Genomic DNA, 4,334 nt, shown 5'->3' on the forward strand with positions numbered 1-4,334 from the left:
CGGCGTGCGGATCTCTGGATTATCGAGGAAGTCCGTCATGTCGAAGCCGATGAACCTGGCCTCGAGCGTCAGCTCGTCCCGGTCATTGTCGAACACCCAGCCAAGCGCCCCGCCGCGGGACCATTTCTCCAATCGCGCGCCGATCCCTTCCGGATCGCGTTGTCCAAGCAGCTGGCGCAGCGCGAGAATTGACCTTTCTTCCGGAGGGAGACGCCCGATCGAGAGGATACCCTCGTCGATCATCCTCTCCTGGGTAACGCCGAGCTGCGATCCAGTTGGCGTCACGAGATGCCGGATCAGTCTGCCGAGGAAGACAATATTGCCGGGCGTCTGATCGAGCGCGCGGAGCGGGGCGAACCCGGTCGGCACACCGTTTCGCAACGCGAGGTAGGTGCCGCCCGAGGACCGCACATAGATCTCCGCGCCGCGATCCTTGTCGATAAAGATCTGCTGCGCGCCCGTCTTCTCAAGCTGCGCCATCAGGAAGTTCTGAACCACGGTCTTGCCGCCGCCCGAGGGGCCGATGATCAGCGTGTGGCCGAGATCGTTCACATGGAAGTTGAAATAGTAGGGAGATTGGGCAGCGGTCTTCATTAGCGCGATCGCCGCGCCCCAGTGATTGCCATCGGGCTTTCCGGCCGGGAAGGTATGGAACGGCGATAGCGCTGCGAAATTGCGCGAAGTGATCGCGGCCGGCCGCGCCCGCCACGAGAAGTTGCCCGGTAGCTGCGACCAGAAGGCAGCTTCAAGCGCCGGGCCTTCGCGCGCCGATACAAGACCGGCGTCCGCCAGCGCAGCCCGAGCCGTCGACAGGTTCTCGGCCAGACGCTTCTGGTTTTCACCGAATACCGCGAGAGAGAAATGATGCTCGCCGAGCACGAACCGATTGCTTTGAAGGTCGTCGGCCGCATCGGCCAGTTCGATTGCTTGGCTGGCAGCGGCATCTTCGGTCGATGCCATCTGGTTCTGACGCCGACGCAGCCGCTCCGACGCACGGGCCTTGCCCATGAATGCGAAGGATTGCGTCACGACAAACGCAAAATCCTGTGAGAGCAGGGCGTTCATCTGACCGGGCCTGGTCATGGCCGGATACTCGCGAATGCCGAACAAGCCGACGAATCGGCTTTCGTCATGCGCGCGCACCTCGACGGTTTCCCGGCCAAAGATGACGCGCTCACCGTAAATGGCAGAGCCCAGATGACCACGTACGAGCGGGACGCGCGCCGCCCGGCCCATCATCACGAGCTCCAGTACCTCAAGGGGCTTCGAGAACATCAGGCCATTATGTTCGTAGAGGCTGAGCCGGAGCGGCCGGCATCGGGCCAGCAGCTTCTCGATGTCGCGCGCCTTGTCCTCAAAGCGCGCAAGTTCGTCTTCGTCGACCTCCTCGCCCTCCTTGCGGGCAGTAGAGAGGCGGCGCAGCAAAACCCCCGTGCGATCGGCCGAACCAACGGACGGGCGCATGATCAGGGTCAGATACAGTTCGTTGACGAACATACGCTTGGCCGTGACTCGGGCGCGGTACTTCGCGTCCAGATCTGCAGCGAAATCCGACCGGAACTCTCCGTGCGGATAATCGGTAATTGGGCGGCGCACGATGTGGGTCCAGATCGCGAGACGATCGTCGGCAATGTTGCGCAGCGTGCCGTTCAGCTTCTCGTGCCAGTCGTTGAGATGGAGGGGATCGGCCGTCTCGAACGCGAGACCGTCGAGCTTGAACATCATCATCAGATCGCGGCCATCAAGCGCGATGACGTGATCGTTGATATGGCGCGCATAGGGCAGGTAACGCGCGGGGTCGGCCTCGTTCTTAAGGATTCGCCAAGGCGTTCGGGCTGACGTGGCACCGAGCGAAATCGCGCCACTAGCCACGAGCGAACCCTCGACGCTTGGCACCATCGATCGGCAGCGGGGAATAGGAACTACCGCCCCACCACGCGCGGTTTCGGCAGCGCGCCTTCGTCATGGTCCACAGCCACAACAAGCGAAAGGCATTGGCGTCGTGGCGAACGATCAGCCGCGCAATGGCGAGGAAGGCGCCCGCCAGTGCCATCGCATAGAGTGGATTGCCGGTGATGATGAGGGTCAGGCACGCGGCCAACGCGATGGGCAGGGATGCCTCGATCGGCACCCCAAGCCACATCGTTGGCCGCGTCACGGCGAGGAAGAGCGTTTCTTCCCGGAGCCTTTCGTCGTCCACGCCGCCGTACTCACGCGCCGCCGGTGATGGTATCGACGATCCACTGCGCGCTGAACACGATGAAGATCCCGACGATCACCGTGACCAGGAGCCCGAGGCTTGCCCGACCGGTAAAAAACATAAAGCCGACGATGACGACCGCGATCACCGCAATCGTCTTGGCAAATGTCCCGGTCAGCCATGTCTTGATGTTCTCGGCCATCGAGGTGACGCCGTCTGCCGCCTGAGCATAGGCCGGATCGGTCAGCAGCAACGACACCGCCAAGACGGTGACGGCCAGCGCCAGATATTGTGTGAACGTGCGTCGGCGCGGAGTGAGCCAAACGGCGGAGGTTGTCGCAAAAGCGGTCATTCGGATTGTCCTTTCTGTGAGCTGCTGGATGCACTGCCGAAGACCATCAATTTGGCCATTTGCGCATCCGCCGATGTGTCCCAGTCAACCGTGATGGTCGGCGCTGATGCCGCTGGCGCTTGCGTGCCAAGAGCTGGTGGCGGGGCAGGGGTGGTGGGCGTGGCCGGCGCTAGGCCGTGCCGGATTGCCGGGACGACGACAGTCGACGAGGCATAGACGCGGCCAACATAGCCATTGCCAAAGCCGCGCGAGCGGCTGCCGGTATTGTACATCGACACAGCGGTCGCGATCGCCGCTTCTGTCGACGGGCTCGAGCGGACGACGCTCAGATAGTTGCCAGACAACACGCGCGCTGCGGCGGCAAGGTTGCGACAGGGGTCAAAAGCATCTTCTACCGAAAGGCCGAGCCATTTGAGATTGGCGCTGTTGATCTGCCCCAACCCCAGATCAATGTTATAGCCGCGGGCGATCAATGTCCGTGCGGCGGCGGCCGCCGATGCTCGGCTAGCCGGGTCAGGGGCTGCAACGCCCTTGGCGTTAATGCCGATCGCATAGGGATTGAAATGGCTTTCGGTGTGGACGACCGAAACGAGCGTTTCCGCCGCCACCGACGGCGCACATTGGTGTGCAAGCGCGACGACGGTGGCGATATCGAGGATCATCGCCGACCGCCTGGGTTCGTGGTCGCTGGTGCCACTAACAAGCAAATCGCCTTTGAAGGCGTGGCGAAGGCGTAACGACGGCGCGGCATTTTCCTACTCCATGTCGCGGCCCCAAACAGGGCTTGGATTGCGGCACTTGAAATCTCGAAATCGCTAGCCTTTTGAACCGATTATGCCGCTCCGGGGCAATCCCCCCGGTCAGGGGGGTCGCGCGGTTTTCTTCTTGCGATGAGAGAAATGCCGGGGGTGGTGCCTGTGATCACCTGGCGACGGCAAAGTGATTGGTGCGTCGTGCTGACGTGCACGTTGATGCCGATCGCAATGGCTATGACCGGCAAAGCATCGGTCTGCCGGGAACGAGCTCGAACCCCTACGGCTTGTTCTGCCAAGGGTCGTTGATAGGATCACGGCACCAATATGAAGCGGTCTGAGCCGCGCGCGGTCAGATCAAGGCGTCGATGTTCAGATGGCCGTCACGTACTGCGCGCAAGACCAACTGGGTTCGCCGGCGAACACCGTAGCGACGGCGGGCAGCCTCGACATATTCGTGAACCGTGTCGCGGCCGAGGCCAAGGATCTGCGCGCACTCCCAATCGCTTTTGCCCTGTGCGACCAACGCAATACACTCAATCTGGCGGGGGCTGAGCGCCACTGGCGCATACACCTGGCGATCGTCGCCAAGGATCGACCGTCCGCGATCGAAGGCCACGGTGCCGATGAGACGAGCCACCAACACCTCGTCGCTCGTCACTTCTCGGTCGCCTGAGCGAGACACCGTAAACATCGCCTCTGGCTCATCGCTGACGCGGATTGGCATCGTGAAACCTGCGTCCAGGCCATGAGCGCGGCCCCGCTCGAGGATCGTGGCCTGCCGCGGGCTCATCGCGATAAAATCCCCGATCCGGTCCCAGGTCAAACCTGAAGGCGACTTTGTACAGGCGGCGTGGACTGGGTCGTCTAGATAAAGTCGATCTTCGATGATCTCATCGACCCACGCTGCCGGATAGCTCGTCAGCAACAAGGCCTTGTTGCTGCGCCTGGCCAAATCGACATTGTGAACCAAGGCAAACCATCGGAAGCCAGATTCTCTGACGATGGCATCGACTAGCGCCGACAATTC

At 62.0% G+C, this 4,334-nt stretch carries 5 protein-coding genes; all 5 read right to left on the reverse strand.

The features are described from left to right. Positions 1 to 1,872: transporter (locus B7Y43_RS19705; RefSeq protein WP_374133366.1), on the reverse strand; the 1,872-nt coding region annotated here is incomplete at its 3' end. Then, positions 1,865 to 2,200, reverse strand: coding sequence for a type IV secretion system protein VirB3 (locus B7Y43_RS19710; protein ID WP_374133367.1), 336 nt, complete (start codon positions 2,198 to 2,200; stop codon positions 1,865 to 1,867). The genes B7Y43_RS19705 and B7Y43_RS19710, both read right to left, overlap by 8 nt. Positions 2,201 to 2,210: 10 nt before the next feature. Then, complete coding sequence (locus tag B7Y43_RS19715; protein ID WP_066478388.1) at positions 2,211 to 2,552, reverse strand: TrbC/VirB2 family protein; 342 nt, start codon at positions 2,550 to 2,552, stop codon at positions 2,211 to 2,213. Then, positions 2,549 to 3,214: a lytic transglycosylase domain-containing protein gene (locus B7Y43_RS19720; protein ID WP_374133368.1), complete on the reverse strand. Its 666-nt coding sequence runs from the start codon at positions 3,212 to 3,214 to the stop codon at positions 2,549 to 2,551. Before B7Y43_RS19720 ends, B7Y43_RS19715 begins: the two co-directional genes overlap by 4 nt. 442 nt (positions 3,215 to 3,656) lie before the next feature. Continuing rightward, positions 3,657 to 4,334, reverse strand: a 678-nt coding sequence (locus B7Y43_RS19725) for an autoinducer binding domain-containing protein (RefSeq protein WP_374133369.1), incomplete at its 5' end; no start/stop codon positions are given.

It is taken from the genome of Sphingomonas sp. 28-62-20, assembly GCF_002281505.1.

Coding starts and splice junctions, on each gene's coding strand:
- B7Y43_RS19715 (WP_066478388.1), bottom strand. CDS start 2,552: ATGACCGCTTTTGCGACAACCTCCGCCGTTTGGCTCACTCCGCGCCGA.
- B7Y43_RS19720 (WP_374133368.1), bottom strand. CDS start 3,214: ATGATCCTCGATATCGCCACCGTCGTCGCGCTTGCACACCAATGTGCG.